We start from the raw sequence: 21,156 nt of genomic DNA, 5'->3' as shown, positions 1-21,156 counted from the left end.
GGGAGGCCGACGATGAACACACTCACCACGCCCGAGGAGCAGGGCATCGTCGAATACCGCCTGACGGCGATGGATCGCTGTGACGCCTGCGGCGCGCAGGCGTACATCGCAGCTCAGGTCAACGGCAGCGAACTGCTGTTCTGCGCACACCACGGACACAAATACGAAGAGAAGCTTCGCGCGATCGCCACGTCGTGGCACGACGAGACGGCGCGTCTGAACGAAGCCGTCTGAACGAAGCCGTCTGCGCTTCGCCCCAGCGACTGACGAGAGCGGGTCCGGTCTCCGGCCCGCTTTCGTCGTCTCAGCGCACGTAGTGCCGCGGCAGACGCGGCGACACGCGCAGCACGACCTCTTCGCCGATCGTGTCCAGCATCTCGGCGACGTCGGTGGCGGTCATCGGTGCGCGACCGCCGAACAGTGCCACATCATCGCCCGCTTGCGCACCCGGCCAGCCGGCTGCGCGAGACCAGGTGTCGCCGACCTCGAGCAGCAACCGCTCCCCCGCGGGCGTGCCGACCGTCAGCCTGCCTGCAAGCCGCGAGTCCAGGCCGTCCAGCGCGCCCACGTCCAGAACGACAGCGTCGGCGGCCACGTGCGTGGCGGTCGCGCAGACGGTGCCGATCGGACGGATGCCGAGCTCGCCGTCTGAGGGTCCGCCTGCGGGGCGGATGCCGTACGAGAAGGCGCCGATGCGTGCCAGGTCGAACCGGAAGTCCGGGCGGGCGAAGGCCGCCGCACTGGCGGCCAGGTGGCGCAGAGGTCTGTGTGCGCCGAACGCCCTCAGCCCGTTCACGAACACCGCCCGTGCCGCGTCGTCCTCGGCATCGGATGCCTCGGCGATGTGGCTCCAGGCACCCGCGATCTCCAGCACCCCCTCGGCCCGGGCGGCAAGGGCCGCGTCGACTGCGCTCTGCCAGTCCTCGGGTCTGATGCCATTGCGGTGCAGTCCGGTGTCGATCTTCAGATGCACTCGCACGGTGGCAGAGCGTGCACGGGCCCAGGCTGCCGTCCGGCCGATCAGCTCCGCGGTGCCCAGCCCCAGATCGATGCCGTCCTCCAGCGCAGCGTCGAGGTCGGCATCGTCGTAGACGGTCCACGCGATGATTCTGGGCGCGGGGCCCGCCGACGCGCGAACGGCGACAGCTGTCGGCACGTCGAACGTCCCGAACCACCGCACGCCTTCTGCCACCGCGCACTCGACGATCGGACCCAGTCCGTGTCCGTAGGCGTCGTCCTTGACCACTAGCATGTGTGCGGCCGGGGCCAGGACCTCGCGCACCCGGTGCAGATTCGCGGAGAACTGCCGCAGATCGACCTCGTACCGCCCGCTCACGCCGTGACCTCGCGCTGCGCTCGAGCCCCGACCAGACTCACGATCTCGGCGGCTCGCAGTCCGGTCGCGCGCAGCCAGTCGTCCAGCCCCGGTTCGCCCGCGGCGGGTTCGCCGAAGAAGGCCACGTCATCGCCGGCTGCGGCATCCACTCCCTCGAGGTCGATGACGCACGCGTCCATCGCGACCCGCCCGACGATCGGCGCGGCTGCCGCGCCGACGCGCACGCGCGCGGTGCCGCCGAGCTGTCGGACGATGCCCTGCGCGTACCCGCCCGACACCAGCCCCACGACGGTGTCGTGCGGCGCGCGGAACAGGTAGCCGTACGAGACACCCTCGCCGGTGCGCAGGACCTTCGTGCTCAGGATGCTGCCGTGCAGGCGCATGACGGGCCTTCCCCGACCCCCCGGCAGTCCCCACAGCGTGTGCAGGTCGGCCGCCGGACCGTCTTCGCCGCCCGCTCTGAGATCCACGGTGCCGCCGAGCGCGGCCACTGCTTCGCGCTGGGCCTCATCGACCCGCAGCGCAAGACCTGCGTCGATGAGGGTCTGCGCGCAGGAGAGCAGACCGTGGCCCCAGGCATCCCTGCGAACATCCGCGTACGTCGCGCCGCCGGCACGCACCTGCGCGGCGTTGCCCGCAAGCGCACGCATCGAGATGAGCGCACGCACCGGTGCGGGGCGGCCTGTGGCGGTCATGGCTACCAGGTCATGACCGCTTCGTGCTCGGGCCGAGACCCTGTGCGGATGCCGGTGGCCGTCACGCGCGTCTCGTACAGGCCGGGGATCCAGTTGCCCTCGATGAGCACAGGACCGTCCGGGGTCACCGCGACATCCCAGCCCACGTACGGAACCGCGGGCAGCACGCGCGCCGCCCGATCGACCAGCGCGACGACCTCCTCCCACATCGGCACCTGGAAGTCGGGGATCGACACGCCCGAGTCGGGGTGCACCGGGTAGAAGGTGTTGTTCTTGCCGGAGTGCCCCTTGCCCACGGCCTTGCCGTCGGCGTCGAGCATCGTGAAGAAGCCGCCCCACGTGAACTGATCGCTGACCGCTCCGCGCCCGAACTTCTGCACGCGCGAGACGAGGTGCACCTTCTCGCCGTCGAAGTACGACACGATGCGCGTCGTGTTCACGGTGCCCGCGCAGTAGCGCGCGAGAGCGGGATGCTGGATGATGGCCTCTTCGATGAGGACCTGCCCCTTGCCGACCAGGTCGTCGTAGAAGACCTGCCAGTCGGTGATCTCCTCGGCGTGGTAACGGAAGACCCCCTTGCCCTCACGACTGATCGGCTCCTTCGCGATCAGCACCGGGTGACGCTGCGCGAACTGTTCCAGCGCCGTCGCGTCCGCCTCGCCGAGGTCGAGCCATTCGCGCCCCGTGAACTCCCCGAACGCGCGGTGGAAGCGCCGCTTGTCGACGAGGATCTCGGCCACCTCGACGTCGTTGAGACGGTTCGCGATGTGGTGCTGCACCAGTGAGGTCATGAACGTCTTGCGCTCACGGCGGCTCAGTGCCGCGAAGTCCGCTTCGTAGTAGTCGATGAAGGCTGTGTCGTGGAAGGCGGCCGACCACAGCATGTCGACGGCGACCGCCGGCATCCACTTGCCCTGCTCGCGGGCGATCTGACGGGCGAACGTCGTGACCCGCGACGGCCGGAACGCGCCGATGCGGCCGGCGAAGTACTTCACGCGGGCATTCAGATCGATCTTCATTCGAGCGCAATCGCCTTCCATGCACGTCCGGGCGCAGGTCGCGGACCGGGAATTCGGGGACCGATCAAGCATAGTCGCGGGCCCCTGGCGATCCTCTGAGCACCGTGCCCGATCGCCACGAGCGGGCGCCGGATCGGCCCGTGATACGTTCGAGCGCATGGGTCAACTCGCCGTCCGGCTGCGCTATCTGGCGGGCCGTGCCCGCAAACTCAGCCCCGCGAACCTCGCCGAGTTCACCGATCAGGTCAAGCGCGTCTCCAAGGCCCCCTCAGCGGTGATCATCGCCGACATGCTGTGGTGCTCGGTGCGCTACGACATGGGCTTCCGCGACTACGCCGTGTGGGACATCCGGCTGCTGAAGGGACGCGAGCGGGCGACGTGGATGACGCACCCGAAGTCGTTCCGGATCACCAGGATGCTCAACAGTGCCCAGGCCCGTCCCCTCGTCGAAGACAAGCCGCGCTTCTATCAGGATTTCGCCGACGACATCCGCCGCGAATGGCTCGATGTGCGCATCGCGGACGACGATGAGCTGCGCGCATTCCTGCGCCGCCACGACGTGGTCATCGCCAAGCCCACGAACGGCTTCGGCGGCGGCGGCATCGACCGGGTGACCACCGCCGACATCGGCGACGTGACCGCCTGGCGCGCCGGCCAGGTCGCGAAAGACCAGACGCTCATCGAAGAGGTCCTGCCGCAGCATCCTGATCTCGCCGCCGTGTATCCGGGAAGCGTGAACACGGTGCGGCTGGTCACCTTCCTCGGCAAGGACGGCACGTTCCATGTCATCGCCGGGGTCCTGCGCATCGGCAACGGCGGCGTCATCGACAACTTCGCCGGCGGCGGCATGTTCACGATGCTCGACGACGACGGCGTCGCCCTGTACGCCGGCGTCGACAAGCAGAGCCACGTCTATGAGACGCACCCGGTCACGGGCGTGCAGATCAAGGGGCTGCGCGTGCCGATGTACCGCGAGGCCGTCGCGATGGCAGAACGGCTCTCACGGCGACTGCCGCAGATCCCCTACATGGGCTGGGACATCGCGATCACGCCCGACGGCCCGGCCGTCATCGAGGCCAACCACAACTCCAGCGTCTTCCAGATGAAGCCCACCGTCTCGGGCGTGCGCACGGGTCTGCTCAGCCGCTATCGCGATGCGACGGGGCTGGCTCTCTGACACGGGCCGCTGCCGCGGCAGGCCGGCTCAGGCCGCGCGGATGATCCCCAGGGGCGTGGACTCGTGTCCCTGACCCAGCGGGTTGTCGCGCAGGATCGCCGCCAGCCGCCGCTCCCCCGCCTTGTCCAGCGTGGAGCCGAGGATGTTGCCGCCGAGGTCGTTGATATCCACGACCGCCACGTCGCATCGCCCGCCCAACAGCTGCTTCAGGCGTGCAGACACCTCGCGCGGACGCTCGGGACCGAGCACGACCGCCTGGTTGTACGGCGGGATCGTGTGCTTGGTGGGGCCGTCGATCGCCCGCGCCCGGTCACCGGCGATGCGGTAGAAGTCTCCCTTGCGACCGAAGGCCTTGGTGACGGCGGCCACGGCGGCGGCGAACAGGATGCGGGGCGTGCCGCACTCGCGCAACGCCATCTCCATCGTCTCCGGCATGCCCAGACCGATGCCGTACGGCGTCTTCGTCACGTATTTCGCGAGGAAGAACGCCAGCTTGCGCGGCTCGATCTCGGAGACCATGTATGAGCGGCCCTGCGTGATCGCGACGATCTTCTCGGTCACGAACAGCGTGTCGCCGCCGACGACCTCATCGGCCGCATACTCGCGGATGAACGCGTCCAGGTCGTCGCCCGGCATCACCACGCGTGTGCGAATCGGGATGCGCGCATAGACGGCTCCGTCGACGGTGGCCGTCAGCGCCTTTCCGTCGTTGGCCTGACCGCTCACTCGAGGTAGTCCCGCAGCGACTGCGAGCGGGAAGGATGCCGCAGCTTGGCCATGGTCTTCGACTCGATCTGGCGGATCCGTTCGCGGGTCACACCGAACGTGTCGCCGATCTGGTCGAGCGTCTTGGGCTGGCCGTCCCCGAGCCCGAAGCGCATGCGGATCACGCCCGCTTCACGCTCGCTGAGCGAGTCCAGCAGAGACTCGAGCTGACGCTGCAGCATCGTGAAGCCGACCGCATCGGCCGGAACGACCGCCTCGGTGTCCTCGATCAGGTCGCCGAACTCGCTGTCGCCGTCCTCTCCGAGCGGTGTGTGCAGCGAAATCGGTTCTCGACCGTACTTTTGCACCTCGACGACCTTCTCGGGCGTCATGTCCAGTTCGCGGCTGAGCTCTTCCGGCGTGGGCTCGCGACCGAGGTCCTGCAGCATCTGGCGCTGTACGCGCGCCAGCTTGTTGATGACCTCGACCATGTGCACGGGAATGCGGATCGTGCGCGCCTGGTCGGCCATGGCGCGGGTGATCGCCTGACGGATCCACCATGTGGCGTAGGTGGAGAATTTGAAGCCCTTCGTGTAGTCGAACTTCTCGACCGCACGGATCAGGCCCAGGTTGCCCTCCTGGATCAGGTCGAGGAACTGCATGCCACGACCCGTGTAGCGCTTGGCGAGCGAGACGACCAGACGCAGGTTCGCGCCCAGCAGGTGGCTCTTGGCGCGCTGACCGTCACGGGCGACCCACTGCAGGTCCAGACCCAGCTGCGACGACTTCTCCGCCGCTGACATGTGCGACAGCTTCTCTTCGGCGAACAGGCCCGCCTCGATGCGCATCGCCAGCTCGACCTCTTCGGCCGCATTCAGCAACGGCACCTTGCCGATCTGCTTCAGATAGTCCTTGACCGGGTCCGCCGTGGCGCCGGTGATCTGAGTGGAGTAGACGGGGACGTCGTCCTCGTCCTTCGACGAGATGACGATGGCACCCGACGGAAGGGGCTCGGTGAACTCCTTCTTCTTGCCGTCGCCAGCCTCGTCGTCCTCATCATCGTGCTCATCGGTCTTCGTGCCGTGGTGCTCGTCGAGTTCCACGTCGTCGTCCGCGGCGGCGGCCTTCCGACCGCCCTTCTTGGCGGGGGCCTTCTTGGCAGGAGCCTTCTTCGCGGGAGCCTTCTTGGTCGTCGTGGTGCTCGCCGACTTCGTGGCAGTCTTGGCTGCGGTTTCGGTCTCTGCCGTCGCGGCAGAGGTCGCCTCTGCGGTCGTCTCGGTCTCGGCGTCGACAGCGGTGTCCTTCGCGCGGGAGCGGGTGGTGGTCTTCGTGCCTGCGGTCACGTTTCGCCTTTCGCCGGGAGCGTCGCGCCGTCCCCGGTCATCTCGGACACTAGTAAGACCCTTGTCAAGTCCAGGCGACGGTCGGGGCGAGCCCGCCGCGCCCGTTGACAACGGGTCGGTGTTCCAGTATCGCACACTCCGGGCGGCGCCCCGGACTTCTCGACACTGGCTTCACAGTGGTCAAACGTCCTGGCGGTGCAGGGTATTCCGACCGCGTCAGCCGAGCGTTCCGGGCCGCTTGTCCTCGTCGCCGGAAGGCCGGGATGCCAGGAAGCGCTCGAGCTCTGCGGCCAGCTCATCGGCGCTGGGCAGGTCTCCCGTGTGCACCATCGGCGTCGCCGAGGTCGAGCCCGCCATGTACGCGTCGTAACGCTCTTCGAGTCCGTGCAGCATGCGTGTCAGATCATCGCTCTCGCCCACCTGTTGCTCCACGCGCGTGAGGAACTGCTTGTTCTGCGCGCGCAGGTCGTCGCCGTCGAAGACCAGACCCGTCGCAGCGCTGATGCTGTCCAGCGCCGCCAGCGTCGCGGCCGGATACTCTGTGTCACCCAAGTAGTGCGGCACCAGGAGCACGAAGCCAGCCACGGGTGTCTCTGTCTGCGCGAGGCGGAATTCCAGCAGATGCGCGACAGTGCCGGGAACCTGCGTGTGCGGACGCCAGACGGAGTGGGCCGCGGTCAGCTCGGCGCGCGTTCCGCTGACGGTCGTGCCGATGGGCCGCGTGTGCGGGACGGGCATCGGGATCGAATTGATCCAGGTGACCGTTGACACCCCGTATTCGGCGGCCAGCCCCAAGACGGCGCGGCTGAACGCCTCCCACGCGAAGTCCGGCTCGTACCCGGTGAGCATGAGGAAGGGCTGGCCCATGGCGTCTCGCGCGAAGGACAGCTCCAGACGCGAGGGCTGGTAGTCCGTCAGCCTGTCACCGTCGAAGGAGACGATGGGCCGACGAGCACGGAAGTCCAGAAGGATGTCGTTGTCGAACACCGCCAGCGGGAACGACTCCAGATCGTCGCGCAGGTATTCGATGAGCTGAGACACCGCCGCCCCGGCATCGGTGAACCCTGTGAGCGCAATGACCAGCGGCAGCCCGCGCGGTACCGGCGGAGCGGACACTGCGCGCTCGAACAGCGACCCGGAATCGACCATGTCCCCACTCTACGAGCGGCGGATGGCCGTGCGCCCGCATCCCGCTGTCAGCGAACACAACCGCTCGTAGGATGGGTCCCATGCCGTTTCCGACGCTGGCGCGCAGCGACGCGCCCATCCGTGAATCCGACGCCGAACTGATCCTTCTCGCATTGCCCGCCCACGAAGCCGGCAGCGCAGGGACGGTCGACGACTGGCCAGGCCTGATCGAGGCCCTCGACGCGGTCGGCTTCACCGGCGCCGCGGGCAGCGTCGCGCGCGTGCCCGCCCCGGATGCGTCCGCGATGCGCCTGGCCGTCGTGGGGCTCGGCACGGCACCGGACGCCGCGGCCACCCGCGACGCGGTGGGAGCGGCGGTGCGCACCCTGACCGGTTTCGCATCGATCGCGCTGAACGTCCCCGCTGCCGACCGGGCGCAGCAAGTGGCCGCATTGGAGGGCGCGGCTCTGGGCGGATACTGGTTCGCCGATTACAAGTCGGGAGAGCCTGCCCCGCGGCCGGCAGCGTCTGTCGCCGTGCACGGTGCGGACCTCACCGACCGCGACGTCGACAGCGCTCGCACGACGGCTGAGGCCGTCGCCCTGGTCAAGGACCTCGGAGCCACCCCCGCCGAGTGGCTGAGCCCGTCAGACCTGGCCACCTATGCCGCGGAGTCGCTCGCGGGTCTGCCCGTCGACGTGCGGGTCTTCGATGAAGTGGCCCTCGCCGATGGCGGCTTCGGCGGGATCCTCGGCGTCGGGCAGGGATCAGCCCGTCCGCCGCGCCTGATCCGCATCGACTACGCGCCCGAGGGCGCCGACCGGCACATCGCGCTGGTCGGCAAGGGCATCACGTTCGATACGGGCGGGTTGTCGCTCAAGCCCCCTGCGGGCATGGTCGGCATGAAGTACGACATGTGCGGCGCGGCCACCGCTTTGGCCGTGGTGCGCGCAGCCGCCCAGCGCGGCCTTCCGGTGCATGCGACGGCCTGGCTGTGCGTGGCCGACAACATGCCTTCGGGCACCGCGATCCGCCCCGGCGACGTGCTGCGGATCGTGGACGGGACCACCGTCGAAGTGCTCAACACCGACGCCGAAGGCCGACTCGTGCTCGCCGACGGCCTCGCAGCCGCGAGCCGCGAGCATCCCGACGTCATCGTGGACGTTGCCACCCTCACCGGAGCCATCGTGGTGGCGCTCGGCAACCGCCACACCGGCGTGATGGGCTCCGACGCCGCCGTCGAGGAGTATCTCGCCGCGGCGGCGCGCACCGACGAGCCGGCGTGGCGGATGCCGCTGCCGGCGCACATGGAGAAAGAACTCGACTCCCCCATCGCCGACCTGCGCAACGCGAAGATCGGCGATCGATCTGCCGGTTCACTGTTCGCGGGACTGTTCCTGCAGCGGTTCGTCGGACGCACGTCGGATGAGACGGACGCCGCGCGCATCCCGTGGGTCCATCTGGACATCGCCGGGTCGGGCGAGAATTCGACCGGCGCATACGGGTTCACCGACAAGGGTCCGACGGGCGCCACCGTCCGCTCGCTGATCGCGTTCCTCGAAGGAGTCGCAGCATGACCGAGACAACGTACGACATCGTCATCCTCGGCGGCGGCAGCGGCGGATACGCCGCAGCGCTCCGAGCGGCCGAACTGGGCAAAACCGTCGCCCTGGTCGAAAAGGACAAGGTGGGCGGCACGTGCCTGCACCGCGGGTGCGTTCCGACCAAGGCACTGCTGCACGCGGCGGAGGTCGCAGACTACGCGCGGGAATCGGCATCCTTCGGCATCCGGGCGCAGCTGGACGGCGTCGACATCGACGCGCTGCGTGCGTACCGCGAGGGCATCGTCGCCAAGAAGTACAAGGGCCTGGAGGGCCTGATCTCGGCGCGTGGGATCACCGTCGTACCCGGCGAGGGCCGTCTCATCGCAGGTCCTGCGGTGCAGGTCGGCGATGACGTGCTGCACGGCACCGACGTCGTGCTGGCCACCGGGTCCTACAGCCGCTCCCTGCCGGGACTGGAGATCGGCGGGCGCATCATCGCCAGCGAACAGGCCCTCGTCCTCGACGAGGTGCCGCAGCGGGTGGTGATCCTCGGCGGCGGCGTCATCGGCGTTGAATTCGCCAGCGCCTGGCGCTCATTCGGCGCAGAAGTGACCATCGTCGAAGCACTGCCGCACCTCGTGCCCAACGAGGACGAGGCCCTCAGCAAGGGGCTCGAGCGCGCATTCCGCAGGCGCGGGATCGCCTTCACCCTCGGTGTGCGGTTCGCCCAGGCGACACAGACCGAGGATGCCGTGGCCATCACGCTCGAGGACGGCACGACGCTCGAGGCCGACCACCTGCTGGTGGCCGTCGGACGGGGACCTGCCACTGCCGGCCTCGGCTATGAAGAGGCAGGCGTCGTGCTGGACCGCGGGTTCGTCCGCACCGACGAGCACCTGCGCACCGACGCGGATCACGTCTGGGCTGTGGGAGACATCGTTCCCGGACTGCAGCTGGCCCACCGCGGCTTCGCACAGGGAATCTTCGTCGCAGAGAAGATCGCCGGATTGAGCCCGGTCGCCGTCCCCGAAGCGCAGATCCCCAGAGTCACCTACAGCCACCCCGAGGTCGCCTCGGTGGGGCTGACCGAGGCCAAGGCGGTCGATGCGTTCGGAGCCGAGCGGGTGAAGGCGTACGAGTTCAATCTCGCAGGCAACGCGAAGAGCGAGATCATCGGCACCTCTGGCGTGGTCAAGGTCGTGCGCCAGGCCGACGGGCCCGTGCTGGGTGTGCACATGATCGGCGACCGAGTGGGTGAACTGATCACCGAGGGCCAGCTGGCCGTCGGTTGGGAGGCCCACCCCGAAGACATCGCACCGTTCATCCACGCCCACCCCACGCAGAGCGAAGCGCTCGGCGAGGCCTTCCTCGCCTTGGCGGGCAAGCCCCTGCATGCGCTCTGACCGCGTCCCGGCCGCGACGTCGGCAAGCGTCACGGCATCAGTAAGCTAGAGACGACATCGGCTTTAAAAGGAGACATACCCATGAGCACATCCGTGGTCCTCCCCGCGCTCGGCGAGAGCGTCACAGAGGGAACGGTCACCCGCTGGCTCAAGAATGTCGGAGACACGGTCAACGAGGACGAGGGTCTGCTCGAGATCTCCACCGACAAGGTCGACACCGAGATCCCGTCGCCGGTCAGCGGCGTGCTCGAAGAGATCATGGTCGCCGAAGACGAGACCGTCGAGGTCGGTGCGGTGCTCGCGCGCATCGGCGACGGCACCGGAACGAGCGCGCCCGCCGAGGGTTCCGCCGCTGAGGCTTCGGCGGCCGAGCAGTCCGGCGCTGAGCAGTCCGGTGCCGAGCAGCCCGCCGAGCCAGAGGCGCCTGCTGCCGAGGAACCGGCCGCACCGGCTCCGGCGCCCGAAGAGGCTGGCGCCGCCGCAGGACCGACGACAACCGCTCCCGCTTCGGCCGGCAAGGACATCGTCCTCCCTGAGCTGGGCGAGAGCGTCACCGAAGGCACCGTCACCCGCTGGCTCAAGCAGGTCGGCGACGAGGTCGCGGTGGACGAGCCCCTGCTGGAGATCTCCACCGACAAGGTCGACACCGAGATCCCGTCGCCGCTGGCCGGCATCCTGCAGGAGATCCTGGTCGCCGAGGACGAGACGGTGGAGGTCGGTTCGGTGCTGGGCCGCATCGGCAGTGGTGCTGCCGCAGCTGCGCCGGCCGAGACGGCAGCGCCCGCGGAAGCCGCGCCTACTGCCCCCGCGGCGCCGCCCGCGCCTGCTCCCGCGCAGCCTGCCGCGCCCGCTGTTGCCGCTCCCGCTCCGGCAGCGCCTGCTGCTGCCGTCCCCGCCTCGGCGGTTCCTGCTCCGGCAGCCCCCGCCACTCCGGCTGCCGCGCCCGCGACGCCCGCTCCTGCGGGAACGGCGACCACCGACGACGAGGCGACGTATGTCACCCCGCTGGTGCGCCGTCTGGCCGCGCAGCAGGACGTCGACCTGTCAACCGTCCATGGAACAGGCGTCGGCGGACGCATCCGCAAGGAGGACGTGCTTCGCGCGGCCGAGGCGATGGCTGCCCCGTCTGCTGCTGCCGCAGCGGCTGCCCCTGTCGAGGTCTCGCCTCTGCGCGGCACCGCGCAGCCGATGACGCGTCTGCGCAAGGTGCTCGCCGAACGCGCGGTCGCCTCGATGCAGCAGACCGCCCAGCTGACGACGGTCGTCGAGGTCGATGTGACGGCTCTGGCCGCACTGCGCGACCACGTCAAGGACGACTTCCTGGCCAAGACCGGCAACAAGCTCTCCTTCCTGCCGTTCTTCGCTCTGGCGGCCGCCGAGGCTCTGCAGGCTTTCCCGATCGTGAACGCGACCGTCGAAGGCGATCAGATCGTCTACCCGGCATCCGAGAACCTGTCGATCGCGGTGGACACCGACCGCGGCCTGCTCACGCCGGTCGTCCACGATGCCGGCACGAAGAGCATCGCGCAGATCGCCCACGAGATCGCAGACCTGGCGGCCCGCACGCGCGAGAACAAGCTCAAGCCCGACGAGCTGGCCGGTGGGACGTTCACGCTGACCAATACCGGCTCGCGCGGTGCGCTGTTCGACACCCCGGTGGTCTTCCTGCCGCAGTCGGCGATCCTGGGCACCGGCATCGTCGTGAAGCGGCCGGGGATCGTGAAGGTCGACGGGGTAGACGCCATCGCCGTCCGCTCGTACGTCTACCTCGCACTGTCGTATGACCACCGCATCATCGACGGAGCCGACGCCGCGCGATTCCTCGCCGCAGTGAGCACGCGCCTGGAGGCGGCAGCGTTCGACGCGAACCTCGGCATCTGAACCGATCCGGCGCCGATACCGTCGGGCTCATGGCTGCTGAGCGACATTCTGGATGTCGCGCAGCAGCCATGAGTCGTCCCTGTGCACGATGACCACGAGCTGATCGGGCTCGACGCCCGACGTCGCATGGGCACGCAGGACTGCGACGTCCCCGAAGTCATCGAGCATCGTCAGGGTGCGCTGCGCAGCCGGCAGGCCGGCCGCCCCGCCCCGCCATACGGCATCCGGGTCTTCTTGCAGACGTCCGCGGCACGCGGCGTCGGCGCACCCCGTCCACCGACTCAACAGCGCAGGCGCGGCATCCGAGGCCTTGGCACTGCGCGCAGCATCCACCGCCCGCCCATCGCCGGATGTCGACGTGTGAGCTCTCGCCGACGGTGACCTGGAGGGATCCGTCACCGGCGTCGCATACGGGCCCGACGATGCCTGCTCCCCGGTTCCAGCCGCGGCCGGCGCTTCGGACCCCTGAGGCCAGAGAAGCCCCACACTGATCACAGCGGCGACCACCCCGGCCGCCCATAGCAGCGGGCGCCGGTGCGAGCGTACCGCGTCGGTCCTCGGGCGGTCGGCCCGCACGCGCCGCCATACGGCCATGCCGATGCGCGAGAGGATCTCACCGAGTTCCGAGTCGACGTGCGGCACCAGCGCAGCCCACGTGCGACCCGGGCGCGCATCCGAGGGTGGGAGGCCATCATCCCGAGTGACCGAGACCCGGCGCGCACGAGCCGGCGCGAGCACTGCGGTGGCCAGCGGCTCCGCTGCGGCCACGGCGAAAAGCAGCCGTTCGGCCTCGTCGAGTGCGTGCCCGAGGCCGGCGTCGCGGGTGACGAGCGCGGCCGACGCGGTCACCGCCGCACGCACGCCGCCGGCATCCGTGCGGCAGCCCTCCGCGATCAGGGTCAGCATCTCCTGCGCGGCCGTGCGCACATCAGCGCCCTCGCCGAGCACCAGGAGCGGACGACCGTCGTCCGAGAGCCACCACTCCCCCGTCGCGCACTCATCGGCGGCCATGGAGGTGAGCACCGCCACCGTGCCCCGGGCAACGCTCACGGCGAGGGTGACCGCCTCGCCGTCCGACAGCGGCGCCGACGCATCGTCGCGCTCCTGCAGGAACTCGCTGACTCGGCGCACGCACATCGGCATCACCAGCACGTGGCCGTCTTCGCTGCGGACCAGGTCGTCGGGGACCGCGAGATGCCCACCGGCATCGCTCAGGAGGCTCGGCGAGTCGGGCACCGCGTCGGCGGACACCAGCAGGCAGGGCGCCCCGTCGGCGCCTTGCGCCAGGACGGCAGGCCACGGGCTCTCGGGCGGCGTGACGGTGCGCACGGGACGCGGACCGGCCGGCAGCGTCACACGGTCCGGCGGCGAGATCACAGACACCATGCAGCCAGTGTGACCGAGTGCGATGCACCGGGAAGGCACGGCGCCGCAAACTGTGCACGACAGGCGACTCGTCCTCGGCTGGGGAGGAGCCGATGCAAAAGGTAGGCTGGAGGGCATGGCCGCACGCAGTCCCCAGCCCGAGAAGAAGCCCAACTTCTTCAAGCAGCTCACGTCTCTCTTCACGTTCACGAAGGACGTGTTCCCCTGGCTGCCCTGGGCGCTGATCGGCATTCTGATCGTCGGCATCTGGGTCGGCGTCCTGATCGGCTTCCTCCTGCCGCCGGTTGCGGTGTGGTCGGTCATCCTCTGGGGCTTCACCGGCCTGCTGTTCGGCGTGCTCGCCGGCTTGATGGTGATGACGCGTCTGTCCACGAGCGCGATGTACCAGAAGATCGACGGACGACCGGGAGCGACCGGTCACGTCCTGTCGACATCCCTCGGCCGCAGCTGGGCGGCCAGCGACACACCTGTGGGTGTGAACCCGAAGACACAGGAGGCCGTCTACCGGGCTGTGGGCCGCGGCGGCGTCGTCATCGTCGGAGAAGGCGCCCGCGGGCGCCTGACCCGTCTGGTCAATGAAGAGCGATCGAAGGTCAAGCGCGTGGCCAGCGGCGTGCCGGTGACGGTTCTGTACGTCGGGCACGGCGACGGTGACGTGGCGATCGCGGATCTGTCGAAGAAGATCAAGAAGCTGCCCAAGGCCATCAACCGCGCGACGCAGGCCGCGGTCATCAAGCGGATCGACTCGGTGTCGCAGTCCCTTGCCTCGCTGCCCATCCCCAAGGGCATCGACCCGTTGCGCGCGCGCGCACCGCGGCCGCGCTGACACGCCCGACCGCCGCCACGGTCGGTGTCAGGCCCGGATCAGTGCCGTTCCCGCGGCCTTGTCGTGCAACCCGCGCTGGTCTGAATCCCAGACGAGTGCGGGGATGATCAGGAACAGCAGCGCCGTGCGCACGATCGGCCGCCACAACCCGACCCAGCCGCCGGGCGTCCGCACCACGCGCATGCCGACCAGCCGGTGCCCCGGGCTGCCGCCGATGGTGGGGATGAACACGATCTGCACGATCGCGAAGATGATGTTGGCCGCCCACGGATCGGCCACCAGCAGCCCGGTGACGGGGTCGGTGCTGTGGAAGAACGCGTAGCCGACCACGGCCGCGGTCGCCACATCGATCGCCAGTGCTCCCAGGCGCCGACCCAAGCGGCCGATGCTTCCTGGCCCTGTGGCCGGAAGGCCCAAACGCTGGCCGGGATACTCTGAAGGGGTCGCGTCGGGCACATCACCAGCCTACGACGTCCGTGTAACATGCCGGAAACACGTGGGATACGACCGGGCAACGCGACATGGCTAGGTTCAAGAACGCCCCGAGGGCACCGATTTCCGTCGAACTGGAGAGTACATGTTCCGTGACCCCGCAGAAGTGCTGGCCTACATCAAGCAAGAGGACGTCAAGTTCCTCGACATCCGTTTCACGGATCTGCCGGGTGTCCAGCAGCACTTCAACATCCCGGCGTCGTCGGTCGATGAGGACTTCTTCAGCGTCGGGCAGATGTTCGACGGCTCATCGATCCGTGGCTTCGCCAGCATCCACGAATCCGACATGCAGCTCATCCCGGACGTGACGTCGGCCTACCTCGACCCGTTCCGCGACGCGAAGACGCTGATCATGATCTTCGACATCTACAACCCGCGCACCGGCGAGGTGTACGGCAAGGATCCCCGTCAGGTCGCGAAGAAGGCGGAGAAGTACCTCGCGTCCACCGGTGTCGCCGACACCGCGTTCTTCGCCCCCGAGGCCGAGTTCTACATCTTCGACGACGTCCGCTACGAGGTGAAGCAGAACACCAGCTTCTACTCCGTGGACTCCGAAGAGGGCGCCTGGAACACGGGGCGACACGAAGAAGGCGGCAACCTCGGCAACAAGACGCCGTTCAAGGGAGGCTACTTCCCGGTCAGCCCTGTCGACAAGCAGTCCGATCTGCGCGACGACATCAGCCTCAAGCTGATCGATGCCGGGCTCGTGCTCGAGCGCGCGCACCACGAGGTGGGCTCGGGCGGGCAGGCGGAGATCAACTACCGCTTCGACACGATGGTGCACGCCGCCGACGACATCCTGAAGTTCAAGTACATCGTCAAGAACACCGCTGAGCTGTGGGGCAAGACCGCGACCTTCATGCCCAAGCCCCTGTTCGGCGACAACGGCTCGGGCATGCACACCCACCAGTCGCTGTGGCAGGACGGCAAGCCGCTCTTCTACGACGAGAAGGGCTACGCGGGCCTGAGCGACGTCGCCCGCTGGTACATCGGCGGACTGCTCACGCACGCCGCGTCGGTGCTGGCCTTCACCAACCCGACGCTGAACAGCTACCACCGTCTGGTCAAGGGCTTCGAAGCCCCCGTGAACCTCGTCTACTCCGCCGGCAACCGGTCGGCCGCCATCCGCATCCCCCTCACGGGCACGAGCCCGAAGGCGAAGCGCATCGAGTTCCGCGCGCCGGATGCCTCGGGCAACCCGTACCTCGCCTTCGCCGCGCAGCTGATGGCGGGTCTGGACGGCATCAAGAACCGCATCGAGCCGCACGAGCCGATCGACAAGGACCTCTACGAGCTGCCCCCCGAGGAGGCCAAGGGCATTCCCCAGGTACCGAACTCGCTGCAGGACTCGCTGGACGCCCTCGCGGCCGACCATGAGTTCCTCACGGCGGGGGGCGTGTTCACCGAAGAGCTGATCCAGACGTGGATCGAGTACAAGGTCGAGAACGAGATCAAGCCGCTCTCGCAGCGGCCGCACCCCTTCGAGTACGAGCTGTACTACGGCGTGTGATCGATGGATGCTGAAGGCCCGGCGGGATCCGTCCCGTCGGGCCTTCGGCATCCCACCGCCGCGCTCAGCCGTAGAACAGCTTCTCGAACACGCGGCGCGCGCGGCGGGCAGCCCGCATCCAGCCCTCTTCGACCGCGGTCGCCGACCTCGGCGGCAGCTCCAGCAGCCGGCCGATGCCATCGAGCTGCCGACGATCGGCCGGCAGCACATCGGCGGTGCGGCCGCTGAGCAGCGTGTTGGCCGAGCGCAGCCGGCTCGCCAGCCGCCACGCCTCAGCAAGCCGCTGCGCACCGGCGCGCGGAATCAGGCCTGCGGCCGTGGCGGCATCGAGCCCGGTCAGGGTCGAGGTCGTCCGCAGGTCAGCGAATTCGTGCGCGTGCTCGAGCTGGAGCAGTTGCACGAGCCACTCCACGTCGCTGAGCCCGCCCGGACCGAGCTTGAGATGCCGGTCGGGACTGGCCCCTTGCGGCAGCCGCTCGGACTCGACGCGCGCCTTGATGCGCTTGATCTCGCGGATGGCATTGTCATCGATGTCCGCCGGGTAGCGCACGGCGTCGGCCATGGCCATGAAGTCCGCCAGGAGCTGCTCGTCGCCGGCGACTGGGCGTGCACGCAGCAGCGCCTGCGCCTCCCATGACACCGCCCAGCGCCGGTAGTACTCGCGATACGCTTCCAGCGAACGCACGATCGGGCCGTTGCGTCCCTCCGGCCGCAGGTCGGCGTCGAGGTCGAACGGGGCCCGCTGATCTTCCGCGTGCTCGCGCAGGCTCGCTACCAGGCGCATCGCCAGAGTCCGACCGCGTTCGGGATCCAGTCCCTCGGCGCGGTACACGAAAAGAACGTCGGCATCCGACCCGAAGCCGAGCTCCTGGCCGCCGAAGCGGCCCATTCCGATGATGGCGAACTCGAGAGCGGCATCCTCGTCGGGCACCGCATCCCGGTACACGGCGCGCAACAGCGCCTGCAGCGTGACATCGGTGATCGCCGTCAGCGCCCGCGCGAGCTCTTCGAGCGTGAGGGTCCCCAGCACCGTGCCCATCGCCGTCCGCAGCAGTTCGCGGCGTCGCAGCGCGCGCACGGCGCGCATCGCCGAGCCGATGCCGCGGTGCCGGGTCTGGATCGCCGCAGCTTCCTGCGCCAGCGCCTCCGCCCCGCGCGGACGCAGCTGTGCGGCGTCGTCGAGCCACGCGACCGACTCGGGTATCCATTCCATGAGAGCGCCGATGTAACGCGAGCCCGACAGCACCCTGGTGAGGTTCTCTGCGGCGGCGGAAGAATCGCGCAGCATGCGCAGGAACCACGGGGTCTCGCCCAGGCGGTCGGCGATCCGACGGAAGGCGAGCAGCCCCTCATCGGGGTCCACCCCGTCGGCGAACCACTGCAGCAGAATCGGCATCAGGTGCCGCTGGATGGTGGCCTTCCGGCTGATGCCCGCCGTCAGCGCCGCGATATGCCGCAGGGCCCCGGCCGGGTCGGTGAACCCGATCGCAGCCAGCCGATCATGTGCCTGCACAGCCGAGAGGCTGCGCCCCTCCTCGGGCAGCGCCGCCACAGCCGACAGCAGCGGCCGGTAGAACAGTCGCACATGGATGTCGCGCACCTCGCGCTTGACCTGCTCCCAGACCTCCCACACGCCGTCGGCGCTGGGAGCGAGCCCGCTCGCCCGTGCCAGCACACGGCGCTCTTCGACCGCCTGAGGCATCAGGTGCGTCCGTCGCAGTCCGCGCAGCTGCACGCGATGCTCGAGCACCCGCAGCACGCGGTAATCGTGATCGAAGGCGGCAGCATCGGTGCGGCCGATGTAGCCCTCCTCCACGAGGGCCGACAGCGCCGCCAGGGTGCCACGCTGTCGGATCGCCGGGTCGGTCAGACCGTGCACGAGCTGGAGCAGCTGCACCGTGAACTCCACGTCGCGGATGCCACCGGGACCGAGTTTGAGCTGATAGGCGACTTCGTCGTCGGGAATGTTGTCGGTGACCCGCTCGCGCATCTGCTGAACGCTGTCGACGAAGCTCTCACGCGACGCGCTCTGGAACGCCCGCTCCCGTACGGCGGCGACGTACTCGGCGCCCAGCGCCGGGTCGCCGGCGATCTCTCGGGCCTTCAGCAACGCCTGGAACTCCCAGCTGTGCGCCCAGCGGTCGTAATACGTCAGGTGGGACTCGAGCGTGCGCACCAGCGCGCCCTGTTTGCCCTCGGGGCGCAGATTGGGATCGACATCCCACAGCGGCGGCTCGATCTCCATTCCCGAGATGCCGCGCATGGTCTGCACAGCCAGGCGCGTGGCGATGTCGATGGCCCGCCCCTCGCTGGGCGCCCCGACGGCGCCCGTGGCGGTCTCACCGATCCCGGCGACGAAGATCACGTCGACGTCGCTGACATAGTTCAGCTCCCGCGCGCCGCACTTGCCCATACCGATGATCGCAAGACGGGTCGCGGCGACCTCTTCGCGAGAGAACAGACCGACCGCGCCGCCGCGTGCCACTCGTGTGCGGGCCACCGCGAGGGATGCCTCCATCGCCGCCGAGGCGGCGTCGGCCAGCGCCACCGACACGTCGGCGACCGCCTCGACCGGGTCAGAGCTCTGCAGGTCGAACGCCGCGATGCGCGCCAGCATCCGCCGGTAGCGCACCCTCAGCGCCGACCACGCGGCGTCGTCGCCGACCGCAGCGAAGCCGTCGCGTGCGGCCACGGCATCCAACAGCTGCCCGCGCAGCTCGTCGGCGGTGGGCAGAGCGTCTCGCGGCGTGGCCAGATCGGCGAGTTCCTCAGGATGCCGCAGATAGAAGTCCGCGAAGCCGTACGACGCCCCCAGCACCGCCCAGACCGTCACCAGCCCCGCCGCGGTGCCCAAGGCGGCGCGTACCGGGGAGGCATCGCGCCGGGCGACGCGAAGCAGCCCGTCCAGTGCCGCATCCGGGTCAGCGGCGATCGCCGCGGCCGTGACCTGCGCCTCCCGATCAGCGCCTGTCAGCTCGACCAGCTCGCTCAGGCACTGGTCGGCCTCGGCGAGCCGCGTGAAGCCGACGCGCGCGAGCGCGGTCAGGCCCGATGCGCGATCTGCCGAGGCCACGCCGGCCTCAGAGCATCTCGAGGTTGCGTGCCAGCTCGAACGGCGTCACCTGGGAGCGGTAGTCCTCCCACTCGCGTCGCTTGTTCAGCAGCACGTAGTTGAAGACCTGCTCGCCCAGCGTCTCGGCGACCAGCTCCGAGTCCTCCATGTACTCCAGCGCATGATCCAGACTCGCCGGCAGGGGCGCGTAGCCCAGTGCCCGTCGCTCGGCGTCGCTGAGCGACCACACGTTGTCTTCGGCTTCGATCGGCAGCTCGTAGCCCTCTTCGATCCCCTTCATCCCGGCCGCGAGCAGGAGCGCGTACGCGAGATACGGATTGGCCGCCGAGTCCAGCGCGCGGTACTCCACCCGCGACGACTGTCCCTTGGTGGGCTTGTACATCGGCACGCGCACGAGCGCGGAGCGATTGTTGTGACCCCAGCAGATGAAGCTCGGCGCCTCGTCTCCGCCCCACAGCCGCTTGTACGAATTGACGAACTGGTTCGTCACGGCGGCGATCTCGTTCGCGTGGCGCAGAAGCCCGGCGATGAACTGCCGACCCACCTGCGAGAGCTGGTATTGCGCGCCCTCCTCGTAGAACGCATTCGCGTCGCCCTCGAACAATGACATATGCGTGTGCATGCCGCTGCCGGGCCGGCCGCTGAGCGGTTTGGGCATGAACGTCGCGTACACGCCCTGCTCGATGGCGACCTCTTTGACCACGGTGCGGAAGGTCTGGATGTTGTCGGCCGTCGTCAGCGCGTCGGCGTAGCGCAGATCGATCTCGTTCTGACCGGGTCCGCCCTCATGGTGGCTGAACTCGACCGAGATGCCCAGGTCTTCGAGCATGCGCACCGACCTGCGACGAAAGTCGTGCGCGGTGCCCCCCGGCACGTTGTCGAAATAGCCGGCCGAGTCCACGGGGATCGGCCCCTCCGGCCCGAGCCGGGACGATTTGAGCAGGTAGAACTCGATCTCGGGATGCGTGTAGAACGTGAAGCCCGCGTCGCTGGCCTTGGCCAGGGTTCGCTTGAGCACCTGCCGCGGGTCTGCCACGGCGGGCTGGCCGTCGGGCGTGGTGATGTCGCAGAACATCCGCGCGGTCGGGTCGATCTCTCCGCGCCAGGGCAGGATCTGGAACGTCGTGGGATCAGGGTTGGCCAGCAGGTCGGATTCGTACGACCGCGTCAGCCCTTCGATCGCGGAGCCGTCGAAGCCGATGCCCTCGTTGAACGCTCCTTCGACCTCCGCAGGCGCGATCGCCACCGATTTGAGCGTGCCGGTCACGTCGGTGAACCACAGCCGCACGAACTTGACGCCACGCTCTTCGATCGTGCGCAGCACGAAGTCGCGTTGCTTGTCCATCGTCATCTCCTCTGCCCGCGCGGGCGTCAGCCTTCGAAGCCGTCCACGGCATCATCGATGCCCCAAGAATCCTCGCGCCGCTCTTCTTCGGCCCATGCGCGTGCGCGCTCCTGGATGATCTCCGGCGCCCGCTCGGCCTCTGCGGCGGTATCGAAGGGACCGACACGTTCGGGCGCGGGCGAGAGCATGCCGTGCTCGACCTCGCGCGTCTTGGTGTTGTACCAGTACTTGTCGTCGCCGTCGGACATGATTCCTCCCGGGATCGCCTCCACCGTGCCCGACACCGGGCTGCA

General features: G+C 68.9%; 18 protein-coding genes. 7 read left to right on the top strand and 11 right to left on the bottom strand.

Annotation, left to right across the window (positions count from 1 at the left end):
- Window positions 1-12 precede the first annotated feature (12 nt).
- Window positions 13-234 (top strand): DUF7455 domain-containing protein, encoded by a 222-nt coding sequence (locus QU603_RS07635; protein ID WP_308493880.1) that lies wholly within the window; start codon window positions 13-15, stop codon window positions 232-234.
- A gap of 70 nt (window positions 235-304) precedes the next feature.
- Here the strand turns inward: QU603_RS07635 and QU603_RS07630 are convergent, their stop codons facing one another.
- Genes QU603_RS07630 through QU603_RS07620 form a run of 3 tightly spaced genes read right to left on the bottom strand, consistent with a single transcriptional unit; the run spans window position 305 to window position 3,050 of the window.
- Window positions 305-1,336 (bottom strand): alanine racemase, encoded by a 1,032-nt coding sequence (locus QU603_RS07630; protein ID WP_308493879.1) that lies wholly within the window; start codon window positions 1,334-1,336, stop codon window positions 305-307.
- Window positions 1,333-2,031 carry an alanine racemase C-terminal domain-containing protein gene (locus QU603_RS07625; protein WP_308493878.1) on the bottom strand — a complete coding sequence of 233 codons (699 nt, stop codon included), beginning with the start codon at window positions 2,029-2,031 and terminating at the stop codon, window positions 1,333-1,335. The genes QU603_RS07630 and QU603_RS07625 overlap by 4 nt, the downstream gene beginning before the upstream one ends.
- Window positions 2,032-2,033: 2 nt before the next feature.
- Window positions 2,034-3,050 carry a sugar-transfer associated ATP-grasp domain-containing protein gene (locus QU603_RS07620; RefSeq protein ID WP_308493877.1) on the bottom strand — a complete coding sequence of 339 codons (1,017 nt, stop codon included), beginning with the start codon at window positions 3,048-3,050 and terminating at the stop codon, window positions 2,034-2,036.
- A gap of 157 nt (window positions 3,051-3,207) precedes the next feature.
- Here QU603_RS07620 and QU603_RS07615 point away from each other — a divergent pair, with 157 nt between their 5' ends.
- The gene (locus QU603_RS07615; RefSeq protein WP_308493876.1) at window positions 3,208-4,227 is read left to right on the top strand and encodes a sugar-transfer associated ATP-grasp domain-containing protein; all 1,020 of its coding nucleotides are present in this window, start codon (window positions 3,208-3,210) and stop codon (window positions 4,225-4,227) included.
- A gap of 27 nt (window positions 4,228-4,254) precedes the next feature.
- On the opposite strand, the gene QU603_RS07610 is transcribed toward QU603_RS07615, so the two are convergent.
- The 3 genes from QU603_RS07610 to QU603_RS07600 form a co-directional block, all read right to left on the bottom strand.
- Entirely contained in the window at window positions 4,255-4,953 is a 699-nt protein-coding gene (locus tag QU603_RS07610) for a coenzyme F420-0:L-glutamate ligase (RefSeq protein ID WP_308493875.1), read from the bottom strand.
- Complete coding sequence (locus tag QU603_RS07605; protein ID WP_308493874.1) at window positions 4,950-6,275, bottom strand: RNA polymerase sigma factor; 1,326 nt, start codon at window positions 6,273-6,275, stop codon at window positions 4,950-4,952. The genes QU603_RS07610 and QU603_RS07605 overlap by 4 nt, the downstream gene beginning before the upstream one ends.
- 216 nt (window positions 6,276-6,491) lie before the next feature.
- On the bottom strand, window positions 6,492-7,424 hold the full coding sequence (locus QU603_RS07600; protein ID WP_308493873.1) for a proteasome assembly chaperone family protein: 933 nt from the start codon (window positions 7,422-7,424) through the stop codon (window positions 6,492-6,494).
- A gap of 80 nt (window positions 7,425-7,504) precedes the next feature.
- On the opposite strand from QU603_RS07600, the gene QU603_RS07595 reads away from it, so the two are divergent.
- The 3 genes from QU603_RS07595 (at window position 7,505) to sucB (ending at window position 12,231) form a co-directional block, all read left to right on the top strand.
- On the top strand, window positions 7,505-8,980 hold the full coding sequence (locus QU603_RS07595) for a leucyl aminopeptidase (RefSeq protein ID WP_308493872.1): 1,476 nt from the start codon (window positions 7,505-7,507) through the stop codon (window positions 8,978-8,980).
- Window positions 8,977-10,350, top strand: coding sequence for a dihydrolipoyl dehydrogenase (gene lpdA / locus QU603_RS07590; RefSeq protein ID WP_308493871.1), 1,374 nt, complete (start codon window positions 8,977-8,979; stop codon window positions 10,348-10,350). The genes QU603_RS07595 and lpdA overlap by 4 nt, the downstream gene beginning before the upstream one ends.
- 81 nt (window positions 10,351-10,431) lie before the next feature.
- A complete protein-coding gene (gene sucB / locus QU603_RS07585; RefSeq protein WP_308493870.1) occupies window positions 10,432-12,231 on the top strand; it encodes a 2-oxoglutarate dehydrogenase, E2 component, dihydrolipoamide succinyltransferase in 1,800 nt (599 codons plus the stop codon).
- 27 nt (window positions 12,232-12,258) lie between these two features.
- Here sucB and QU603_RS07580 read toward each other — a convergent pair whose 3' ends face one another.
- Window positions 12,259-13,617 carry a hypothetical protein gene (locus tag QU603_RS07580; RefSeq protein ID WP_308493869.1) on the bottom strand — a complete coding sequence of 453 codons (1,359 nt, stop codon included), beginning with the start codon at window positions 13,615-13,617 and terminating at the stop codon, window positions 12,259-12,261.
- 115 nt (window positions 13,618-13,732) lie between these two features.
- Between QU603_RS07580 and QU603_RS07575 the strand changes: the two genes are divergently transcribed.
- Window positions 13,733-14,443: a DUF4191 family protein gene (locus QU603_RS07575; protein ID WP_308493868.1), complete on the top strand. Its 711-nt coding sequence runs from the start codon at window positions 13,733-13,735 to the stop codon at window positions 14,441-14,443.
- A gap of 27 nt (window positions 14,444-14,470) precedes the next feature.
- Here the strand turns inward: QU603_RS07575 and QU603_RS07570 are convergent, their stop codons facing one another.
- Window positions 14,471-14,899 carry an RDD family protein gene (locus QU603_RS07570; protein ID WP_308493867.1) on the bottom strand — a complete coding sequence of 143 codons (429 nt, stop codon included), beginning with the start codon at window positions 14,897-14,899 and terminating at the stop codon, window positions 14,471-14,473.
- Between the two features lie 121 nt (window positions 14,900-15,020).
- Here QU603_RS07570 and glnA (QU603_RS07565) point away from each other — a divergent pair, with 121 nt between their 5' ends.
- Window positions 15,021-16,445 carry a type I glutamate--ammonia ligase gene (gene glnA, locus QU603_RS07565; RefSeq protein WP_308493866.1) on the top strand — a complete coding sequence of 475 codons (1,425 nt, stop codon included), beginning with the start codon at window positions 15,021-15,023 and terminating at the stop codon, window positions 16,443-16,445.
- Window positions 16,446-16,509: 64 nt separating this feature from the next.
- Here the strand turns inward: glnA (QU603_RS07565) and QU603_RS07560 are convergent, their stop codons facing one another.
- From QU603_RS07560 to QU603_RS07550, 3 genes are read right to left on the bottom strand one after another with little or no spacing between them, the layout of a single operon-like run.
- On the bottom strand, window positions 16,510-19,518 hold the full coding sequence (locus tag QU603_RS07560) for a bifunctional [glutamine synthetase] adenylyltransferase/[glutamine synthetase]-adenylyl-L-tyrosine phosphorylase (RefSeq protein ID WP_308493865.1): 3,009 nt from the start codon (window positions 19,516-19,518) through the stop codon (window positions 16,510-16,512).
- Window positions 19,519-19,525: 7 nt separating this feature from the next.
- Window positions 19,526-20,863, bottom strand: coding sequence for a type I glutamate--ammonia ligase (gene glnA, locus QU603_RS07555; RefSeq protein ID WP_308493864.1), 1,338 nt, complete (start codon window positions 20,861-20,863; stop codon window positions 19,526-19,528).
- A 26-nt stretch (window positions 20,864-20,889) separates the two neighbouring features.
- On the bottom strand, window positions 20,890-21,111 hold the full coding sequence (locus tag QU603_RS07550; protein WP_308493863.1) for an SPOR domain-containing protein: 222 nt from the start codon (window positions 21,109-21,111) through the stop codon (window positions 20,890-20,892).
- Window positions 21,112-21,156: the final 45 nt, after the last annotated feature.

The organism is Microbacterium terrisoli, assembly GCF_030866805.1.
GTDB lineage: Bacteria > Actinomycetota > Actinomycetes > Actinomycetales > Microbacteriaceae > Microbacterium > Microbacterium terrisoli.
This window is presented reverse-complemented; position numbering and strand designations above follow the sequence as displayed.